Source organism: Pseudomonas sp. NA-150 (assembly GCF_044336365.1).
Lineage (GTDB): Bacteria > Pseudomonadota > Gammaproteobacteria > Pseudomonadales > Pseudomonadaceae > Aquipseudomonas.
The window spans coordinates 6,917,409-6,934,480 of sequence record NZ_CP172305.1; the positions used below are offsets into that span (position 1 = coordinate 6,917,409).

General features: G+C 57.9%; 15 protein-coding genes. 2 read left to right on the top strand and 13 right to left on the bottom strand.

All coding sequences use genetic code 11. The features are described from left to right. Nucleotides 1–55: 55 nt before the first annotated feature. The 13 genes from ACF0H7_RS32200 to ACF0H7_RS32260 all read right to left on the bottom strand — a co-directional run bounded on the left by ACF0H7_RS32200 (nucleotide 56) and on the right by ACF0H7_RS32260 (nucleotide 14,361). Entirely contained in the window at nucleotides 56–1,708 is a 1,653-nt protein-coding gene (locus tag ACF0H7_RS32200; protein ID WP_397450802.1) for a Na/Pi cotransporter family protein, read from the bottom strand. 236 nt (nucleotides 1,709–1,944) lie between these two features. Further along, entirely contained in the window at nucleotides 1,945–2,712 is a 768-nt protein-coding gene (locus ACF0H7_RS32205; RefSeq protein WP_397450803.1) for a TerC family protein, read from the bottom strand. A 57-nt stretch (nucleotides 2,713–2,769) separates the two neighbouring features. Continuing rightward, nucleotides 2,770–4,077 (bottom strand): CitMHS family transporter, encoded by a 1,308-nt coding sequence (locus ACF0H7_RS32210; protein WP_397450804.1) that lies wholly within the window; start codon nucleotides 4,075–4,077, stop codon nucleotides 2,770–2,772. A 383-nt stretch (nucleotides 4,078–4,460) separates the two neighbouring features. Further along, nucleotides 4,461–6,422, bottom strand: a complete 1,962-nt coding sequence (locus ACF0H7_RS32215) for a DUF4105 domain-containing protein (protein WP_397450805.1) — start codon at nucleotides 6,420–6,422, stop codon at nucleotides 4,461–4,463. Continuing rightward, nucleotides 6,419–6,739 carry a DUF2388 domain-containing protein gene (locus ACF0H7_RS32220; RefSeq protein ID WP_397450806.1) on the bottom strand — a complete coding sequence of 107 codons (321 nt, stop codon included), beginning with the start codon at nucleotides 6,737–6,739 and terminating at the stop codon, nucleotides 6,419–6,421. Before ACF0H7_RS32220 ends, ACF0H7_RS32215 begins: the two co-directional genes overlap by 4 nt. Before the next feature lie 35 nt (nucleotides 6,740–6,774). Then, nucleotides 6,775–7,080: a DUF2388 domain-containing protein gene (locus tag ACF0H7_RS32225; protein WP_397450807.1), complete on the bottom strand. Its 306-nt coding sequence runs from the start codon at nucleotides 7,078–7,080 to the stop codon at nucleotides 6,775–6,777. A 145-nt stretch (nucleotides 7,081–7,225) separates the two neighbouring features. After that, nucleotides 7,226–7,546 carry a DUF2388 domain-containing protein gene (locus ACF0H7_RS32230; protein WP_397450808.1) on the bottom strand — a complete coding sequence of 107 codons (321 nt, stop codon included), beginning with the start codon at nucleotides 7,544–7,546 and terminating at the stop codon, nucleotides 7,226–7,228. Between the two features lie 343 nt (nucleotides 7,547–7,889). Beyond that, nucleotides 7,890–8,102 carry a DUF1127 domain-containing protein gene (locus ACF0H7_RS32235; RefSeq protein WP_397450809.1) on the bottom strand — a complete coding sequence of 71 codons (213 nt, stop codon included), beginning with the start codon at nucleotides 8,100–8,102 and terminating at the stop codon, nucleotides 7,890–7,892. A gap of 317 nt (nucleotides 8,103–8,419) precedes the next feature. Next, the gene (locus ACF0H7_RS32240; RefSeq protein ID WP_397450810.1) at nucleotides 8,420–9,913 is read right to left on the bottom strand and encodes an acetyl-CoA hydrolase/transferase family protein; all 1,494 of its coding nucleotides are present in this window, start codon (nucleotides 9,911–9,913) and stop codon (nucleotides 8,420–8,422) included. A gap of 197 nt (nucleotides 9,914–10,110) precedes the next feature. Further along, the gene (locus ACF0H7_RS32245; protein WP_397450811.1) at nucleotides 10,111–11,562 is read right to left on the bottom strand and encodes an NAD(P)(+) transhydrogenase (Re/Si-specific) subunit beta; all 1,452 of its coding nucleotides are present in this window, start codon (nucleotides 11,560–11,562) and stop codon (nucleotides 10,111–10,113) included. Further along, nucleotides 11,562–11,882, bottom strand: coding sequence for an NAD(P) transhydrogenase subunit alpha (locus ACF0H7_RS32250; RefSeq protein ID WP_397450812.1), 321 nt, complete (start codon nucleotides 11,880–11,882; stop codon nucleotides 11,562–11,564). The genes ACF0H7_RS32245 and ACF0H7_RS32250 overlap by 1 nt, the downstream gene beginning before the upstream one ends. Nucleotides 11,883–11,892: 10 nt before the next feature. Beyond that, nucleotides 11,893–13,014 (bottom strand): Re/Si-specific NAD(P)(+) transhydrogenase subunit alpha, encoded by a 1,122-nt coding sequence (locus ACF0H7_RS32255; protein ID WP_397450813.1) that lies wholly within the window; start codon nucleotides 13,012–13,014, stop codon nucleotides 11,893–11,895. Nucleotides 13,015–13,461: 447 nt separating this feature from the next. After that, nucleotides 13,462–14,361 (bottom strand): LysR family transcriptional regulator, encoded by a 900-nt coding sequence (locus ACF0H7_RS32260; RefSeq protein WP_397450814.1) that lies wholly within the window; start codon nucleotides 14,359–14,361, stop codon nucleotides 13,462–13,464. Nucleotides 14,362–14,520: 159 nt separating this feature from the next. On the opposite strand from ACF0H7_RS32260, the gene ACF0H7_RS32265 reads away from it, so the two are divergent. Both ACF0H7_RS32265 and ACF0H7_RS32270 read left to right on the top strand, forming a co-directional pair. Then, the gene (locus ACF0H7_RS32265; protein WP_397450815.1) at nucleotides 14,521–15,702 is read left to right on the top strand and encodes an acyl-CoA dehydrogenase; all 1,182 of its coding nucleotides are present in this window, start codon (nucleotides 14,521–14,523) and stop codon (nucleotides 15,700–15,702) included. A gap of 28 nt (nucleotides 15,703–15,730) precedes the next feature. Beyond that, nucleotides 15,731–16,951, top strand: coding sequence for a CaiB/BaiF CoA transferase family protein (locus ACF0H7_RS32270; protein WP_397450816.1), 1,221 nt, complete (start codon nucleotides 15,731–15,733; stop codon nucleotides 16,949–16,951). Nucleotides 16,952–17,072 lie beyond the last annotated feature (121 nt).

The following is a 17,072-nucleotide window of genomic DNA, read 5'->3' on the forward strand; positions in this document are numbered from 1 at the left end:
AACAAGCTTCCTTGCGGACCAGTATGTTTAGCAGACTGTGTCGCGCCGCGGTCGTTCAGGTCACTTGCCCGGACTCTGGCTCGTTGAGCAGCGCACCGGTTTCCGACGTTTCGAGCACGACATATGCACTACCGCAGAATAACGAGTTGAGCCGCCTCATGTCAGCGATCAGTTCCAGATGCAGTGAGCTGGTCTCGATGCTCTGCACCACCTTGCGTTGCAAACGGCTGACGTGAGCGTGGGCCAGCCGCCGCTCCTGCGCGCGGAAGCGACGTTTCTCACGCAGCAATTGCCGAGCGCTCTCCGGATCGGCACTGACGAATACCGACAAGCCCAGTCGCAGGTTGGACAATAAATGTGCGTGCAGACCGGTCAACTCCTCCAGCCCCACTTCCGAAAACGAACGGCGTTGCGAGGTCTTTTGCTGTTGAATCTTGCGCAGCATGCGCTCGATCAGATCGCTGGCCAGCTTGAGGTTGATCGCCAGCTCGATGATTTCTGCCCAGCGCCTGCTGTCTTGCTCGCCAAGATCTTCCCGTGGCATTTGGGCCAAATAGAGCTTGATCGCGTTATACAGCGCTTCGGCATCGTCGCTGAGGCGACGCATCTCAATCGTGACTGAGGTTTGTGTGCCACGTAGCACGCCTTGCATGGCCAGCAACATGCTTTCGATCAGGTCACCCAGGCGCAGGGTTTCGCGCACAGCGTTGGCCAGGGCGAGACTTGGGGTCACCAGTGCGGTGGCATCCAGATGGCGCGGTTTGGCCACACCATTGGTTTCAGCTTTTTCCGGCAGCAGCCAGGCGCAGACACGGGCCATCGGCGCGACCGAGGGCAGCATCAACAGGCAGCGTAGGGTGTTGTAGGACAGGTGAAAGCTGATCACCAGACTTTGCGGACTGAAGTCCAGTGAGTCCATCCAGGCCACGAGCGGGGTCAGTACCGGGATGATCAGCAGCAGGCCGAGTAATTTGTACAACAAGCTACCTAACGCCACCTGCCGCCCCGCGACGTTTTGCATACTGGTGCTGAGAAAGGCCAGCAATCCGCTGCCGATGTTGGCGCCAATCACCAGTCCGATGGCCACAGGCAGGCTGATGATGTCCGAGCCGGCCAGCGTGGCCGTCAACAGCACGGCGGCAAGGCTGGAGTAGGAAATCAGCGCAAACAGGGCGCCGATCAAGGCGTCGAGCAATAGATCGCCAGTCAGGGAGGCGAACAACACCTTCACCCCGGTTGCGTGGGTGATGGGCGCCGCCGAGGTGACAATCAGCTGCAACGCCAGAATGATCAGGCCGAGGCCGATCCCCACCCGTCCCAGTTGCCCGGCACGGGTTTGCTTGCGTGAGAGAAAGAAGATCACGCCGAGGAATATCAACAGGGGCGAGAGCCAGGACAGGTCGAAGGTCAGCACTCGGGCCATCAGCGCGGTACCGACGTCCGCGCCGAGCATGATCGCCAGCGCCGGCGTCAATGCCATCAGCCCTTGACCCACGAAGGAGGTGACCAACATAGCCGTGGCGTTACTGCTCTGCACCAATGCAGTCACGACAATCCCGGCGACGAACGCCAGCGGGCGCTTGGACATGTTCTGGCTGAGTACGCGGCGCAATTGCGAGCCGTACACACGCAGGATGCCGGTACGGACAATATGCGTGCCCCAGATCAACAGGGTCACGGCAGACAGTAGATTGAGCAGGGTCAGCATAGAAGGCCCCCTGTGGTCACCCAAGCGGGTGAGGATTAAAAGTACAGCGTATGGCGAGCGACGCGTTATCCCTTGAGAGTTTTAGCGCTCACGTAAGCTTTAGTTGGCTAACAGCCCAAGCGCCAGCATCGCATAGGTAATAGCTATTTTGAAACAAAACTGTCACATATCGACGTTTGAAATTTCCCAATAAAAACGGGGCCTTTGAGGCCCCGTTATTGGTTTTATCGTCGTAATTACTGACCCGGAACATCCTTGCGCAACTTGACCGGCTCGCTCTGGGCTTTCTTTTTCGCCATCGCGGTGCGCATCTTGATGTTGATGGCCTCAACCGCCAGCGAGAACGCCATGGCGAAATACACGTAGCCCTTGGGCACATGCACGTCGAAAGACTCGGCGATCAGCACGGTACCAACCACGATCAGGAACGACAGCGCCAGCATCTTCAGCGATGGATGCTTGTCGATGAAGTCGCTGATGGCGCCTGCACACAACATCATCACCAGTACGGCGACGACGATGGCGGCGATCATCACCGGTACGTGGGAAACCATGCCCACGGCAGTAATCACCGAATCCAGCGAGAACACGATGTCGATAATCGCAATCTGGATGATGGTGTACAGGAATTGACCGCCCTTGCCTTTCGGCTCGTCGAGAGTTTCTTCTTCACCTTCCAGGCCGTGATAAATCTCCTGGGAGCTTTTCCATAGCAGGAACAGGCCACCAAAGAACAAAATCAGGTCGCGGCCGGAAATACCTTGGCCGAACGCCACGAACAGATCTGCCGTCAGGCGCATGACCCAGGTAATCGACAGCAACAACAGGATGCGCGTGATCATCGCCAGCGCCAGACCAAAAATCCGCGTGCGCGGTTGCATGGCCTTGGGCATGCGGCTGACCAGGATCGAGATCATGATGATGTTGTCGATGCCGAGGACGATCTCCAGGGCAGTCAGGGTGAAAAAGGCAACCCAGATTTCCGGGTTGGTCAGCCATTCCATTACATATTCCTTTGAGCGGTTAAGCCCCTTCTAGAACAAGGGGATGGAGCGTTTGCGTTATAGGCTGCTGTAGAGCGGGAAGATTCCCATCAGCAAGGCGGCGAACATTATGCACAGGCACACCAGCACTGCCCACTTGAGGGTAAAGCGCTGATGATCGCCAAACTCGATACCCGCCAATGCCACCAACAGGTAGGTCGAAGGTACCAGCGGACTCAGCAAATGTACGGGTTGGCCGACGATTGAAGCCCGCGCCATTTCCACCGGGCTGATGCCGTAATGGCTGGCTGCTTCGGCCAAAACCGGTAACACCCCGTAGTAAAAAGCATCGTTCGACATGAAGAAAGTGAACGGCATGCTGACCAACGCCGTGATAACCGCCAGGTAAGGACCCAGCGCATCGGGGATCACCGCCAACAGGCTTTGGGACATTGCCTTGACCATCCCGGTGCCCGACAGGATGCCGGTGAAGATACCTGCGGCGAAAATCAGCCCGACGACCGCCAACACACTGCCGGCATGTGCCGCGATGCGGTCTTTCTGTGCCTGCAGGCATGGGTAGTTGACGATCATGGCGATGCTGAACGCGATCATGAACAACACCGGCAACGGCAACAGGCCAGCGATCAGGGCCGCCATCAACGTCAGGGTCAGGGCGCCGTTGAACCAAATCAGCTTGGGCCGACGAGCTTCCGGGAATTGCGAGACGCTGATTTCGCTGTGGTCGACCTCATCACCCGGCAAATGCAGTTCGCCCAGACGTGCACGCTCGCGTTTGCCGTAGAGCCAGGCGATCAACAGGATCGCCACTACGCCCACCAGCATGGCTGGAATCATCGGCACGAAAATGTCCGAAGGGTCGACATGCAGCGCGCTGGCCGCCCGCGCTGTCGGGCCGCCCCATGGCGTCATGTTCATCACACCGCCGGCGAGGATGATCAACCCGGCCATGATCCGTGGGCTCATGCCCAGGCGGCTGTACAGCGGGAGCATGGCCGCGACGCAGATCATGTAAGTGGTGGCGCCGTCACCGTCGAGGGACACCACCAGAGCGAGGACGGCGGTACCCACCGAGACCTTGACCGGGTCGCCTTTGACCAGCTTGAGGATCAGGCGCACTGCCGGGTCGAACAGCCCGGAATCGATCATCATGGCAAAATACAGAATGGCGAACATCAGCATCACGCCGGTGGGCGCGAGCTTGGTGATGCCTTCAAGCATCATCGGGCCAATGCCAGCGGCAAAACCACCAAACAGGGCAAAGGCGATGGGTACCAGAATGAGGGCAATCAGCGCCGAAAGGCGTTTGCTCATGATCAGGTACATGAACGTAATGACCATGGCGAAGCCAAGGAAGGTCAACATAGAAATACTCCAGATGCAGCGCGACGTAGGAAAGACAGACCGGGCGGATTAACCCTGAGCTGGCGGCGCGTGGAGTACGGGGCGGAATCGGGCACAAACGCAGGCACGGCGGGACATCGGATCACCTCTTTTGTTTTTATGACTGCTCGGTCGTTGCCGGCAGCGGTGGCGATCCTAAAGGGGCAAGCTTTCAGCCAGCTTTCGTTGGGTGAAAGAGTAATGAGAGAGTATGTGATGTTGGGGCGATTCTATGTTTTCAGGCAATACACATATCCCCTGTAGGAGCTGCCGAAGGCTGCGATAAGGCCGGAACGGCCTTCGCGATGTCGATTTATCGCAGCCTTCGGCAGCTCCTACAGGGGTGTAAAACCGGGGACAGGGAACTACGGCAACTCCAACCCGCCAGCGGCTTTGTGCAACGCCCGCAAGTGGTCACCGATTTGTTTCACGTTGGCTTCGTTGGCGGCGATTTCTGCGGCGCGGTCGGGTTCGAGCAAGGCGCGGACTTCTTTGTCCAGATCACCGCTCAGGCGTTGCAGCTGTTTCTGGCGCTGGCTGCTTTCATCTTCCAGGTGATGCCATTCACTGGCCTGCGGCAAGCCGTAACCTCCAGTGTCGAGCAGTTCTGCGGGACGGCTGAGGAAGCCACTGCTGGCCAGAATCTCGCGCAAGGTGCCGGTGGCTTGCGCAACGCCGCCGTCTTTCTGTTCTTTGGCGCTCAAGTAACGCTCTTTGACCTCTTCCTGAGCCAACAGCAGTTGACGTCGAAAACTGGCCTGCTCCAACAGCAATATTGCTGCGCTGGTGCGCAAGTCGGCTTGGGCAAACCACTGCTTGCGGTCCTTGGCCGGCAACGACATCCAGTCCTCGACGTTGGCCTGTTTGATCGGCAATTGTTTCTTCAGAATATTGAACATCGCCTGATAGCGGTCTCGGTACGAATCGAAGCGATAACCCAGGCGCAAGGCCTCGCGCGGGTCTTTCAGCACGCTGGTATCGGCCAGGCCTCGGGCATTGAGCACCTCCAGCAAACCGTTGGGCATAATGCTGTCCAGGCCCTTGAGGCGCGCATCATCAGTGCCGCTGCGCAGCATTTTCAGGGTCTCGACCGCACAGTTGTTCGAGATGAAGTAATAGCTGCCGTCGTAGCTCCAGTGCATCTCGGCGGCGTGTTCGACCAGGTCGTTGATCTGTGGCCGTGAGAGGTTCATCGGCACCGAGGCCAGGCTGCGCAGTTCGGTTTTGGTGTATTCGTCGATCACTTGCGAGAGCGGCAGCACGAACAGGCGCGATGGATAGACCCCGGTCAGGCCGTCCCAGCTGGAGAGCTGCAGGTCGCCGACAAAAGCGCGGTAGGACAACACCAGATGCTGGTCCAGATCCAGGCGGCAATCCGGCCCGCGCGGGCGTCCAGGTTTGCAGATCACCAGCCGCAGCATGCTATGACCCCAGCGACTGACCCAGTTCTGGTTGGCTTCGGCTAGCAGGTAATCGACGGCGTATACGCGCTCGGGATCGATTTTGCCCAGCGGCGTGGTACCAAAATCACTGCCGGCATTGAGGAACGGGTATGCGGCCGGGCATTCGTCCTTGCTGGCCGGCGCCCAGCCAAAGCGGTCTTTGTAGTACGCGTACAGCGCGGGGCGACGGCAGGCGTAATCCGCATCGAGCAGGAAGTACTCCATGTTCACGGCCACGAACTCGCGCGGATTGGTGATCTCGTAAATGTCCGGACTTCGGGCGACCTGATGGTTTTTCTCTTCCCGCTCGCCGCGGCGGCCGACGTACTGCGGCCAGCCTGCCAGGTCGAGCAAGCGTGGGTCGTCGCTTAGGGTATAGCGACGATCTGTTTCACCACGGCAGCGATCCGGCAGCCCGACTTTGCCCAGGCTGTTGGTTTGACGCTGGCAACTGATGATCAGCGCACGTTCATCTTGCGACCACAGCGAAGCGAAGTCGTAAACGTGGGTCAGTTCATGCAGCACCGTGGCGAGCATTTCCCGGCGGGTGGTGCCATGGGGGCGACTGGTTTTCTGCGCGGCCGCAGAGCCGTCGGTCAAACCGGCCAGCAGGCGGCGATTGAGCTCGATTTTGCGGGGGCCGAACTCTTCGCCATACGCATTGCTCGGTAGATCGTCAGCCCAATGAACGATGACGGTGCGATCCATTTGCTCAATGAATCTGGGCGGCAAGGCCTGCATCGCTTCATCGAGCAGGACTTGGCTGGCGTGTTGTTCTGCGGGGCTAAGGCCGTCAGTGTCGAGGGACAGTTTCAGCCCGGCGAAGGCGTTGCTGCCGACCATTAACAATACCGAGGTCAGCAGCCAGCCAAAGAGTCGTCTCACAGCGCGAGAATGGCTTCGGCGAGGGTTTCGTCGCTGGCGTCTCGGGCTTCTGGCAGGCGGGTACGCAAGATATCGAATGCTGCTTCAAGCTGAGCCCCGCGGATATCGCCGTGGCTGGCGACATAACTGGCGGCGTCATCCTTGGCTTCAACCACGAGTTTTGCGTGACGGAACGAGCTGGTGGTGTCGGAGGTGAAATCGACGCTGCGGCCGAAGGCACGAACGACAATGTTACTGGTCTCCTTTACAGTTTGTGCCTGAGCGACACCGGCCATCAACAACAAGCCAAGGGTGGCGGCAATCAGAGGGGTACGCATGGAACGTCTCCAAAAAAACAGAAGAAACAGCATGATTATTGGACGAGGATTGCTTCAGCCAGTTCAACATCGCTGACATAAAGTTTTGGCTGGGATTGCTGCAGTTCTTCACGCAAAAACCGCAATGCGGACTCCAGTTGTGCTCCTCGCAGTTGGCCATCACTGGCGATAAACGCTGCAGCATCATCCTGGGCGGCAAGTATCAGTTTTTTATCGAAGGGAGCGGACGTCACCTTACTGGTAACAAAGCCGCTGGCGACCAGCGATTGCGTGGTCGTATCAAACGCCTGTGCCTGAGAAATCCAGAACAGGCTAACAATAAGGACGGATAGAAATCGCATGTGTCTGTCGGCCATCGATTCGAGCGGGCAAGGTTAGGGTCTGTTGGTGTTTGGTTGCAAGCGGTAGCCACTTGCCAACAGACCCTGACGCAACGCCCGGCCCAGAGCCAGCCCGGCAAATGCGGACCAGTCTGGCAGCCACGAATCAGAACGACAGAATGGCCTCAGCCAGTTGAGCGTCGGAGGCATTCAGCTGTGGCAGTTGCTGGTGGATGGCATCCAGAGCGGCTTCCAGGTGCACGCCACGGATATCTCCCTTGCTGGCGACAAAGCTGGCGGCATCGTCGCGGGCGGCGAGGATGATTTTTTTGTCCTTGAAGGTCGAGTTCGAGACATTCGTGGTGGCGTTGCTGGAAGCATCGACGGCACGAACCACGGCATCGGTGGTAACGACAAAGCTTGAGGCGCTTGCGCCGGTGGCAACGGCCAGCAGGGCTACCGCGCTGAACAGGTGGAGGCGGGTCATGATGAGCTCCAAGTCTAAAAAGGTTATGAGCTGAACAAGTATCAGCCTATAGCACAGGTGCCGTCTGCACCATCTAGAGTCACTGCCTGGTTCGGTCCTGCGACAAGAGGTGTCTTTAGTGCGGGCTATGTGCTTAAAAAACAATAGAAAATTAACTGTACTTGCCGTTTTCAAAATTTATAAAACTGTACTGCTGAGGTTTATTTTCCGTAACATTCAGCCTTCAATACGACTGAGCCTGAAACGACAAAGCCCGTCGGCAGTTGCCTGCGACGGGCTTTGTTTGAACAAATCTGGGGTGCTGGTGGGAGATCTATAAGATCTGGGACCAGCGAGCGCTAAATTAGCGCCAGAACGGCTTGCTCAACTCTTCGTAACGCTGTGATTCGCTGATACCTGCGTCAGCCAGCAGACGAGCATCCAGACGAGCCAGTTGGTGGCGGCTGGAGATGCGGCGTTGCCAAAGCATCAGGTTTGCGAAAGCGCGAAGAGGCCATACAGCTTTAACGGTTTCGGTGTTTTCAAAGAACAGATCGGAACTGAGTGTACGTTCCATGGTTAGCATCCTTCCGCTTGTGGCGGGATTAGGTAGTGGTTCGACTGGTGCCCATCTTCCTCTCTCTTGGCTAGAGACCATAGACACAGTTCACCTCTATTGTGATGGTTCAGTTAACTGTATATGGGTACTGTTTTGCTCATTATCGGGCAAACTGTACTGGTGAGCACCTAAATGGTGCAAATTCGATGACGGACTACCGTTGATCGCCGCTCATGTCCCGAAAAGCACCGGTACAGCAGTACAGTTTTTACGTGGAAAGATTTCGAGCGGGGGTTGGCCATACAAAAACTGTTCACCAACCTCCGCGATGGGGATCAAACCGGCAGCATGCGGCCGGTATCTTCCAGAGTGGTGTGCCATTTGAAGGCTTCACGCATCACATGCGGGGTATGGCCGCCCAGTTTGCAGGCCCTGACGAAGTAGTCGTTCAGCGCTTCGCGATAGGACGGGTGCACACAGTTATCAATAACCGCACGAGCGCGCTCGCGAGGTGCCAGGCCACGCAGATCGGCGAGACCGACCTCTGTCACCAGGATGTCGACGTCATGCTCGGTGTGGTCGACATGACTGACCATCGGCACCACGCTGGAGATGGCGCCGCCCTTGGCGATGGACTTGGTAACGAAAATCGCCAGATGTGCGTTGCGGGCAAAGTCTCCCGAGCCACCGATACCATTCATCATCTTGGTGCCGCCGACGTGGGTGGAGTTCACGTTGCCGTACAGATCGAACTCCAGCGCCGTGTTGATGCCGATAATCCCCAAGCGGCGAATGATTTCCGGGTGGTTGGAAATCTCCTGCGGGCGAAGCACCAGTTTCGACTTGTAGCGGCTCAGGTCGCGGAACACTTCTTCGTGCTTGGCGGCTGACAGGGTCATCGAGCTGCCAGAGGCGAAACTCAGCTTCCCGGCATCGAACAGGTCGAACGTCGAATCCTGCAACACTTCCGAATACATCGTCAGGTCATGGAATGGCGAATCCAGCAGGCCATGCATCACCGCGTTGGCAATGGTGCCGATCCCCGCTTGAAGCGGCATCAGGCTGTTGGTCAGGCGGTCTTCGCGCACTTCATTCTTGAAGAACTCGACCAGGTGACTGGCGATGGCCTGGGTGTCCGCGTCTGGCGGCAGGATCGTCGAGTGCGAATCGGGTTGGTTGCTGATGACAATGCCGACAATCTTCGCCGGATCTATCTGCACAGCGTGATTGCCAATACGGGTGTCTGCTTTGAGTACCGGTATTGGCAAGCGAGTTGGGCGATAGCTCGGGATATAGATGTCGTGCAGGCCTTCCAGCTCCAGCGGCTGGGCCAGGTTGATCTCGACGATCACCTGTTTGGCGAGAATGGCAAAGCTGGCGGAGTTGCCCACCGAGGTACTGAGGACCAGATGACCGTCCTCCGTGATCGCCACGCATTCGATTACCGCGAGGTCTACTGCTTTGATCTGTCGGTTGCGCAGTTGCTCTACGGTGTCCGAGAGGTGTTGATCGATGAACATCACCGAGCCGTCGTTGATTGCTTTGCGCAACGTGCTGTCGACCTGGAATGGCATGCGACGAGACAATACGCCGGCTTCGGTCAGTTGCTTGTCGAGGTCGTTGCCCAGGCTGGCGCCGGTCATCAGGCTGATTTTCAGGGGAGATAGTTTGGCGCGTTCAGCCAAGGCCTTGGGTACGGCTTTGGCTTCGCCTGCTCGGGTGAAGCCGCTCATGCCGACGGTCATGCCGTCTTGAATCAGGGCTGCGGCATCTGCCGCGCTCATTACCTTGCTCATAAGCGAAGGCAGGCGAATCCGATCACTGTACATGGTGGGTATCTCGGGTGTTGGAAGCGAGTCCTCAGTCTAGTCAGTTGGTTATTTTCCGTCCCGCTACCAAGGTCGCATTCGAGGGCTCTAAACCGGGGGGAGCGCTGTAAAACACTGTTTCTCCAGATGTAAAAAACCCCAGCCGTTTATCGCGCTGGGGTCAGAGTGAAGCGTGCCTGGACGGTTGTGCCGAGGTGTTACTCGACGGCCTTGACCATGTCTTCAATGACTTTCTTGGCGTCACCGAACACCATCATTGTTTTGTCCAGGTAGAACAATTCGTTGTCCAGACCGGCATAGCCGCTGGCCATCGAACGCTTGTTAACGATGATGGTCTTGGCCTTGAACGCTTCGAGGATCGGCATGCCGGCGATAGGCGACTTGGGATCGTTCTTCGCCGCCGGGTTGACCACGTCGTTGGCGCCGAGCACCAGCACCACGTCGGCCTGGCCGAACTCAGAGTTGATGTCCTCCATCTCGAACACCTGGTCGTATGGCACTTCCGCCTCGGCCAGCAGCACGTTCATGTGCCCCGGCATCCGCCCGGCTACCGGGTGGATCGCGTACTTCACGGTGACGCCACGGTGAGTCAGCTTCTCGGTCAGCTCTTTCAGCGCGTGTTGCGCCCGAGCCACCGCCAGACCGTAGCCCGGAACGATGATCACGGTGTCGGCGTTGGTCAGCAGGAAGGTCGCGTCGTCAGCCGAGCCGGATTTCACCGGACGTGCTTCTTTCGAACCAGCTGGGCCGCTGGTATCCACAGCGCCACCGAAACCGCCACCGATCACGTTGAAGAACGAACGGTTCATCGCCTTGCACATGATGTACGAGAGGATCGCACCGGACGAACCCACCAGCGAGCCGGCAATGATCAGCATCGAGTTGTTCAGCGAGAAACCGATCCCCGCCGCTGCCCAACCGGAGTAGCTGTTGAGCATCGACACCACGACGGGCATGTCTGCGCCGCCAATCGGGATGATCAGTAGCACGCCGATGACGAACGCCAGGGCCAGCATCAGGGCAAAGGCGCCCAGGTTGCCGGTAGCGATGAAGATCACGCCAAAGCCCAGCGTCAGCAGGCCCAGCAGCAGGTTCAGTTTGTGCTGGCCCGCGAACTGTACCGGTGCGCCCTGGAACAGGCGGAACTTGTATTTGCCTGACAGCTTACCGAACGCAATCACCGAGCCAGAGAAGGTAATCGCACCGATGGCGGCACCGAGGAACAGTTCCAGACGGTTGCCCGCAGGGATGGTGTCGCCCAAGTGATGGACGATGCCCAGCGATTGCGGTTCGACCACGGCGGCAATGGCGATGAACACCGCTGCCAGACCGATCATGCTGTGCATGAAGGCCACCAGTTCCGGCATTTTGGTCATTTCAACGCGCTTGGCCATGATCGAGCCGGCGGTGCCGCCGACCAACAAACCAATAACGATGTAACCAATACCGGCGGATGCCCCGCCTTGCTCCAGCGACAGTTCGCCGAGCTTGTAGACCAGGCCGATGGTGGTAATCACCGCCAGCGCCATGCCCAGCATGCCGAACAGGTTGCCGCGACGTGAGGTGGTCGGGTGAGACAGGCCTTTTAGTGCCTGAATGAAGCAGATCGAAGCGATCAGGTACAACAGGGTGACAAGATTCATGCTCATTACTTCTTCGCCCCTTCTACTGGCTTAGGCGCTTTTTTCTTGAACATTTCCAGCATGCGTCGGGTGACCAGGAAACCACCAAACACATTCACCGCAGCCAGCGCTACGGCCAGAGTGCCCATGGTTTTGCCCAGCGGGGTGACGGTCAAGGCGGCAGCGAGCATGGCACCCACGATCACAATGGCGGAGATGGCGTTGGTCACGGCCATCAGCGGGGTGTGCAGCGCAGGGGTTACGTTCCAGACCACATGGAAGCCGACATAAATCGCCAGCACGAAGATGATCAGGTTGTAGATACCGGGGGAGATAAACTCTTCCATCGTCTTGTCCTTAGGCGTTTTTGCGGATGACTTGGCCGTCGCGGCACATCAGGCACGCGGCGACGATGTCGTCTTCGAGATTGATCTCCAGCTGCCCTTCTTTGGTGAACAGCAGCTTCATGAAGTCCAGCAGGTTGCGTGAGTAGAGCGCGGAGGCATCGGCTGCAACCATGGCCGGCAGGTTGGTGTAGCCGACGATGGTCACCCCATGCGCAGTAATCACTTGATCAGCGACAGTCAGCGGGCAGTTGCCACCTTGCGCTGCGGCCAGATCAATCACCACCGAGCCAGGCTTCATCTGCGCTACCGTTTCGGCACTGAGCAACACCGGGGCTTTACGCCCAGGGATCAATGCCGTGGTGATCACAATGTCGGCCTGCTTGGCGCGCTCGTGGACCGCGACGGCCTGACGCTGCATCCAGCTGGCCGGCATCGGACGGGCATAACCGCCAACGCCGACGGCCGCTTCGCGTTCTTCATCGGTCTCATAGGGGACGTCGACGAACTTGGCGCCGAGGGATTCAATCTGCTCTTTCACCGCTGGACGCACGTCCGAGGCTTCAATCACTGCGCCCAAGCGCTTGGCGGTGGCAATGGCCTGCAGCCCCGCTACGCCAGCGCCGAGAATCAATACCCGTGCAGCCTTGACGGTACCGGCTGCTGTCATCAGCATCGGCATGAAGCGCGGATAGTGATGCGCCGCGACCAGTACGGACTTATAGCCGGCGATGTTGGCCTGGGAGGACAGCACGTCGAGACTCTGCGCGCGGGAGGTACGCGGCGCAGCTTCGAGGGCAAACGCGGTAATGCCGCATTCGGCCATCTTGGCAATGGTCTCGCTATTGAAGGGATTGAGCATGCCGACGACCAGCGTGCCGCTCTTTATCTGAGCCAGCTCCTGATCATGAGGGGCGGCGACCTTGAGAATCAGCTCTGCACCGAAGGCGTCCGCGGCTGTCCCGATCGTTGCGCCTGCCGTTTCGTAAGCACTGTCAGTGACGCTGGCGTTAATGCCGGCGCCGCTTTGCACAGTGATCCGATGGCCCTGGGCAATCAGCTTCTTGATGGTTTCCGGGGTTGCAGCAACCCGCGTTTCACCCGCTTGGGTTTCGAGAGGAACACCAATGTGCACGTCAAATCTCCTGCTTGATCTTTTTGTCTTTCTTATCTTTAAAGGCCAGCGCACTACGGATGGTGCGACTGGGGCGGCCGATCAGCACGACCCCTCCTTTAGTCGAAGGCGGGGCGCGGCATTTTGCAGGCGAAGCACGATCCCTTCAACAACTTATGAATGGTGACGAAATATTAACTACAAGTCACCCTGTGACTTTATGTCGCTGGAATTGGACGTAGGCCACGGATTACTTGACGTGTAGTCGATTTAAGTGAAGTTGAACAATTTTTACGATTCGTGGCGTGAATGACCTTCCAGTTTTCCATTATCGGGCTACAGACCCTGAGTTGAGGCACTTTAGCTTGATAATTGGGTGGTCGGTACAGTTAGGCGAAAGGCGACATATAGTTATATCTGTAGGTTCCATAATATTCTGACTACGAAGTCAATAATCACCGAAAGCCTTTAACCAAGCAGGGTGTAGCTCTGTGCTTCGCTGATCAGCCAGTCGCGAAACGCGCGAAGTGACGCTGATTCCACTTTTCGCTCTGGGATCATCAGGTAATACGCCTTGAGACTCGACAGCGCATAACGATTTGCGATTACCAGGCGCTTCTCCTTCAGCTCACGCTGGATAAGGAATGGCGGAATCAAGGCAATTCCCATCTCGTGCATTGCCGCTTGGGCCAGCATGGAGAATAGCTCGTAACGTGGGCCTGTCATGTCGCGTGGGATGTTCAGGTTCAGGGCGTTGAACCACTGGCGCCAAGCGTATGGGCGTGTGGTTTGTTGCAGGAGCGGTAGTTCGGCGATTTCCTCTGCACTCAGGCTGTCGCGATTGCCGAGTAAATGAGGGCTGCACACGGGCATCGGGTTTTCGCCCATCAAGCGATGGGACTCAGTGCCCGACCAGTCGGCATCGCCGAAGTAGATCGCGGCATCGAAATCAGTGTCGGCAAACAAAAAGGGTCGCGTGCGGTTGGTCAGGTTGACGGTTACATCGGGGTGGCGTTGCTGGAAATCCTTGAGTCGTGGAAGTAGCCACTGGGTGCCGAAGGTCGGTACAACCGCCAGTTCGATCACGTTGGCGCCCTGCTGACCCATTACCGAAAGCGTGTCGCGCTCTACCGCATCCAGCTGGGTCGCCACGCGTCGGCTGTAGGAAAGCCCAGCCTCGGTTAGTTTGACACCGCGTCGTGAGCGTCGGAATAGCTCGACGTTGAGGAACTCTTCCAGGCTGGCGATCTGTCGGCAAATGGCGCCTTGAGTGAGGGAAAGCTCCTGTGCGGCTTTGGTAAAGCTTTCGTGCCGCGCGGCAGCTTCAAAGCTGATCAGCGCCGTGGTGCTAGGGATCTTTCTGCGCATGTACCTCTACCTCACTCGTATGTCGACCAAAAAGCCTTTTTGAAAGGTTACGGAGTGAGAAACTAGCACAACAGCATGCGAAATCCTCGTTTGCCGGATTCCTCATCCGCGCCTAGCATCAGCCCACGACTTTTTTACTGAATTCGCGAGGACATGCTCATGGCTGGCAAAGCAAGCTTCAACTGGATCGATCCGCTGTTGCTGGATCAACAGCTCACTGAAGAAGAGCGCATGGTGCGTAACAGCGCCGAGCAGTTCGCTCGCGACAAGCTGGCGCCGCGTGTTCTCGAAGCCTTTCGTCATGAGCAGACGGACCCTGCGATCTTCCGCGAAATGGGTGACGTCGGTCTGTTGGGTGCGACCATTCCTGAGCAGTACGGCGGCAGTGGTCTGAGCTACGTGTGCTACGGCCTGATCGCCCGTGAAGTCGAGCGCGTCGATTCCGGTTACCGTTCAATGATGAGTGTGCAGTCCTCTCTGGTGATGGTGCCTATCAACGAATTCGGCACCGAAGCGCAGAAGCAGAAATACCTGCCGAAACTGGCCTCCGGTGAATGGATTGGTTGCTTCGGTCTGACCGAGCCTAACCACGGCTCCGATCCGGGTTCGATGATTACCCGCGCCAAGAAGGTCGAGGGTGGCTATCGCCTGTCCGGCAGCAAGATGTGGATCACCAACAGCCCGATCGCCGATGTGTTCGTGGTCTGGGGTAAAGACGATGCTGGCGATATCCGTGGTTTCGTACTGGAAAAAGGTTGGGCGGGTCTGAGTGCGCCAGTGATCCACGGCAAAGTGGGGCTGCGTGCTTCGATCACCGGCGAAATCGTAATGGACAATGTGTTCGTTCCTGAAGAGAACATCTTCCCGGATGTCCGTGGCCTGAAGGGTCCGTTTACCTGCCTCAATTCTGCCCGTTATGGCATTTCCTGGGGTGCGTTGGGTGCTGCCGAGTTCTGCTGGCACACCGCACGTCAATACACGCTGGATCGCCAGCAATTCGGGCGTCCGCTGGCGGCCAATCAGCTGATCCAGAAGAAGCTCGCCGATATGCAGACCGAAATTACCATGGCCTTGCAAGGTTGCTTGCGTCTGGGCCGGATGAAGGATGAAGGGACTGCGGCGGTCGAGATCACCTCGATGATGAAGCGCAACTCCTGCGGCAAGTCGCTCGACATCGCGCGCATGGCGCGGGACATGCTGGGTGGCAACGGCATCTCCGATGAGTTCGGCGTGGCGCGTCACCTGGTCAACCTTGAGGTGGTAAACACCTATGAAGGTACCCATGACGTGCATGCGTTGATTCTGGGGCGTGCGCAGACTGGCATTCAGGCCTTCTATTAATAAGAGCTTCTCTATAAGGAGTCGGCCGATGGGTGCGCTTTCACATCTACGGGTTCTGGATTTGTCGCGGGTGCTGGCTGGCCCTTGGTCCGGGCAGATACTGGCGGATCTCGGCGCCGAGGTGATCAAGGTCGAGCGCCCCGGCAATGGTGACGATACGCGCGCCTGGGGGCCGCCCTTCCTTAAGGATAGCGAGGGCGAGAACACCACTGAGGCGGCGTACTACCTGTCGGCTAACCGGAACAAGCAGTCCGTCACCATCGACTTCACCCGACCGGAAGGTCAGAAGTTGGTGCGGGAACTGGCTGCCAAGTCCGACATCGTGATCGAGAATTTCAAGGTCGGCGGTCTGGCTGCGTACGGTCTGGACTATGCGTCGCTGAAGGCGATCAATCCGCGGCTTATCTATTGCTCTATCACTGGGTTCGGTCAGACGGGGCCGTATGCCAAGCGTGCGGGTTACGACTTCATGATCCAGGGGCTCGGTGGACTGATGAGTCTGACCGGGCGTCCTGAAGGTGATGAGGGCGCCGGTCCGGTGAAGGTGGGTGTAGCGCTGACTGACATCCTCACCGGGCTGTACTCGACGGTTGCCATATTGGCGGCACTGGCCCATCGGGATCAGGGTGGCGCTGGTCAGCACATTGATATGGCGCTGCTTGATGTCCAGGTAGCTTGCCTGGCCAACCAGGCGATGAACTTTCTAACGACCGGTGTGGCGCCACGCAGGCTGGGCAATGCTCATCCCAACATTGTGCCGTATCAGGATTTTCCTACGGCTGATGGCGACTTCATCCTGACGGTAGGGAATGACAGTCAGTTCAGAAAATTCGCTGAGGTTGCCGGGCAACCACAGTGGGCGGACGACCCTCGGTTCCAGACCAACTCCAAGCGGGTTGCCCATCGGGCGGAGCTGATTCCGTTGATTCGTCAGGCGACAGTATTCAAGACCACCTCTGAGTGGGTATCGCAGTTGGAGCAGGCCGGCGTGCCCTGTGGGCCGATCAATGATCTGGCGCAGGTGTTTGCCGATCCACAGGTGCTGGCGCGTGGTCTGGCGATCAATATGCCTCATGCACTGGCGGGAACCTTGCCACAGGTGGCCAGCCCGATCCGGTTGTCCGAGACGCCGGTGGAATATCGTCTTGCGCCACCACTGTTGGGTGAGCACACGCTTGAGGTCCTGACGCGTGTGCTCGGACTGGGCGAGGAGTCTGTGGCGGCGTTGCGCCAAGCGGGTGTGCTGTAGCTATATAGAGTGTGTCCTTTATATAGGTGGCAAAGTGCCCTTCCCTGCCTGGTTTGCTCTTTTATATGAAAGGGCAAAATAGGTGTTGACGGCCTATTTTATTTCTCTATAATTCGCCCCA

Excerpts from the sequence above, each read along its gene's own strand:
- ACF0H7_RS32200 (WP_397450802.1), bottom strand. The coding sequence starts at position 1,708 with ATGCTGACCCTGCTCAATCTACTGTCTGCCGTGACCCTGTTGATCTGG.
- ACF0H7_RS32205 (WP_397450803.1), bottom strand. The coding sequence starts at position 2,712 with ATGGAATGGCTGACCAACCCGGAAATCTGGGTTGCCTTTTTCACCCTG.
- ACF0H7_RS32210 (WP_397450804.1), bottom strand. The coding sequence starts at position 4,077 with ATGTTGACCTTCCTTGGCTTCGCCATGGTCATTACGTTCATGTACCTG.
- ACF0H7_RS32220 (WP_397450806.1), bottom strand. The coding sequence starts at position 6,739 with ATGCGTACCCCTCTGATTGCCGCCACCCTTGGCTTGTTGTTGATGGCC.
- ACF0H7_RS32225 (WP_397450807.1), bottom strand. The coding sequence starts at position 7,080 with ATGCGATTTCTATCCGTCCTTATTGTTAGCCTGTTCTGGATTTCTCAG.
- ACF0H7_RS32230 (WP_397450808.1), bottom strand. The coding sequence starts at position 7,546 with ATGACCCGCCTCCACCTGTTCAGCGCGGTAGCCCTGCTGGCCGTTGCC.
- ACF0H7_RS32235 (WP_397450809.1), bottom strand. The coding sequence starts at position 8,102 with ATGGAACGTACACTCAGTTCCGATCTGTTCTTTGAAAACACCGAAACC.
- ACF0H7_RS32240 (WP_397450810.1), bottom strand. The coding sequence starts at position 9,913 with ATGTACAGTGATCGGATTCGCCTGCCTTCGCTTATGAGCAAGGTAATG.
- ACF0H7_RS32245 (WP_397450811.1), bottom strand. The coding sequence starts at position 11,562 with ATGAGCATGAATCTTGTCACCCTGTTGTACCTGATCGCTTCGATCTGC.
- ACF0H7_RS32250 (WP_397450812.1), bottom strand. The coding sequence starts at position 11,882 with ATGGAAGAGTTTATCTCCCCCGGTATCTACAACCTGATCATCTTCGTG.
- ACF0H7_RS32260 (WP_397450814.1), bottom strand. The coding sequence starts at position 14,361 with ATGCGCAGAAAGATCCCTAGCACCACGGCGCTGATCAGCTTTGAAGCT.
- ACF0H7_RS32265 (WP_397450815.1), top strand. The coding sequence starts at position 14,521 with ATGGCTGGCAAAGCAAGCTTCAACTGGATCGATCCGCTGTTGCTGGAT.
- ACF0H7_RS32270 (WP_397450816.1), top strand. The coding sequence starts at position 15,731 with ATGGGTGCGCTTTCACATCTACGGGTTCTGGATTTGTCGCGGGTGCTG.